This is a genomic window from Microcystis sp. M53603_WE2, assembly GCF_030065435.1.
The window spans coordinates 1-2,495 of the sequence record NZ_JASJFF010000536.1; the positions used below are offsets into that span (position 1 = coordinate 1).

1 protein-coding gene and 1 pseudogene are annotated in these 2,495 nt (G+C 43.6%); both read left to right on the forward strand.

Annotated features, from left to right (window positions below; all coding sequences use genetic code 11):
* Nucleotides 1–557: 557 nt before the first annotated feature.
* Nucleotides 558–1,196 (forward strand): gas vesicle protein GvpC, encoded by a 639-nt coding sequence (gene gvpC, locus PX481_RS11175; RefSeq protein WP_288094591.1) that lies wholly within the window; start codon nucleotides 558–560, stop codon nucleotides 1,194–1,196.
* A 1,041-nt stretch (nucleotides 1,197–2,237) separates the two neighbouring features.
* Nucleotides 2,238–2,495: pseudogene (locus PX481_RS11180) on the forward strand (SRPBCC family protein); the annotation flags it as partial.

The following is a 2,495-nucleotide window of genomic DNA, read 5'->3' on the forward strand; positions in this document are numbered from 1 at the left end:
GGTGGGAATCGAATTATTAGCGATTGAAGCTCGTGTAGTTATCGCTTCGGTTGAAACCTACCTCAAATATGCTGAAGCCGTTGGTCTGACTCAATCTGCAGCGGTTCCTGCTTAAGGATTGATCCCAGATTCTCCCATCGGCTGAGTTAAAACCCTACCGGGTTTTCCAGATTCTCGGCTTTTCTTTAAATCCCTATTGAGTTTAGTTACCCCTCTCTTGGGGCGCAATAGTCTATAATTGATAGGGCTGGCACGGCAACGGATAGCGGAAACAAAGCTAGACGCAGACAAATTATTTTTGTTACCGTGATTTTGTCCCTTGTAGCTAGGTTTACCGCCTATCGCCAGAATGTAAAGCTCGCTGTTTTTCGGAATAGAAAGCAATTCTTTGGGTAGGAAGCCGTGCCCCTTGGTCTGGGGCAATTCACCATCTCAACTTTTGGATAATAAGAAAAGTCGGAATCTACTGTCTCTCCCCCCACTCCCCGTGAATGTTTTTTTCAACGGGTGATTGGGTCTAGTCCATTCCATAGTATTTAGTAGTTGAGGACAACCCCATGCCTGCTCTCATGGAAAAGTTCCGCCAGGAGCGTTTATCGATTGCTGAAGAAGTAGCTGAACTCTCGCGAGAAGTCCAAACTTTTCTGTTGGATGTCAAAACTAAAAGACAACAACAAGCGCAAGAACAAGCAACTGCTTTGCGCGAATCTTTCCAAAAAGTTCAACAAGACAGCCGCGTGTTTTTAACAGCTACCCAAAAACAGCGTTTAGCTCAAGCGGAAAAGCAAAAAGAGGATTTACGTCAATTTCAAGAACAACGTTTAGCGGCAGCGAAACAGCTAGACAACGACTTACGGCAACAGCGTCTAGATCGAGCCAAACAGCTAAAGGACGATTTAAGTCAATTCCAAGAACAACGTTTAGCTGAAGCGAAACAGTTGGCAAACGACTTACGTCAACAGCATCTAGATCGAGCTAAACAGCTGAAAGAGGATTTAAGTCAATTCCAAGAACAGCGTTTAGCGGCAGCGAAACAGCTAGAGGACGACTTACGCCAACTTCATCTAGATCGAGCTAAACAGGTGAAGGATGATTTGAGTCAATTTCAAGAACGACGTTTAGCGGAAGCGAAACAGCTAAAAGACGATTTGCGTCAATTTCGTCAAGAGTTGTCTATCTACGTTTTTGGCAAATAAATCTCTAGGTTAATTACAACCCACTTAAGCCTAGGGCTAGAGTAAAAACCCTCTAGTCCCTTTTCCTGGCTAAACTAGAGGACTATCTGAAAATACAACAATAAGCCTTTGGTTTTAAACCTAGCCAGTCCTGCCTTTTCAAGTTTCTAGACTCAACGTAGGATTGGTGGGTTCCTCTTCAGGCTGCTCTAGGGCTCTGGTAAATTAAGAAGTATTATAAAACTTCACTTAGTTTATAGCTAATGTTGTCATTATTAGTCTTTTATTGACAAAGGAGGTAAGGGAAAAGGACTGCATCTGGGCTTGTCATTGTTTAAGTCTTGAAAAGTAATCTAGACAAGAATTTTATTCCCTTGACTAATGAATATCCTGAAATACCTTCAGAATCAAGGTTCTAGATCTAATTGATGACAGTTCCTAATTTTTTGTGATATTATTATGAGGTAAGCCTTAAAAGCCAAAGACGATTAAACTTGCCGTAAAATTCGGGTAACACAAGCCTACTTGCCTACTCGGTTATTAAGGGGAAACCTGAACCAGCAGTTGTTAGATCGAGAATACCCGTGGGCTTAAGGCGGGGATTATCGAAAATTTGGGTTGAAAACCCCGTCGTTTTAGGACGGCTTTGTGTTAAAATCTGAGTGGTCTAAAAAACCCGCCCTATCATAGATACGACCGAATAAATATACTAGGTTGAAATTCCTGCAACGGGTTGACCCTTCGGCTTCGCTCAGGGTCAACGATGAGTGAGGGGAAGCTGACGGACGATGGGAACTCCATGCTAGAGGCAAAACGTACCGCAGGTCGGTATGTATAAACCAAAATTAAATCAGTCGCCGTCGGGCATTCGGAGACTTTAAATGGACGTGGAGAAAGTGTCAGACTTAAGCAATTAAGTGTTTTTCGCTCTCTGCGTCAACCCTATTGATGCGACCATCCTAAAAAGGTGGCGTGGTGAGGAATTACCGTCCGTTTACGGCGGTGAGGATGTCAATTTCTAGAATAGAAGATTACCTGGATTATTTTTGCGGGGGGCAATCGGTGATTCTCAATTTTTCCTTAAGGATTGTAGCGGCCAAAGGCAGACTATTCTGTAAGTTTTCACTCTACAAAACCTATCGGGTGGTCAGTACCGCCCCCGTCGATGTCCTCTGGCAAAAATTAATCAATGTGGCCGATGTCTCTTGGCATCCTTTGATCGCCAAGGCTGATGTTCCCTTGGGTTTAATCGCTAAACCGGGGTTAATCTATCAAGCTGTCACCCGTCTGACTCCCATTCCTATCCGGGTTTTCGTGGAA

Bases quoted from the DNA above. Each gene is read 5' to 3' on its own strand.
- gvpC (WP_288094591.1), top strand. From the start codon at position 558: ATGCCTGCTCTCATGGAAAAGTTCCGCCAGGAGCGTTTATCGATTGCT.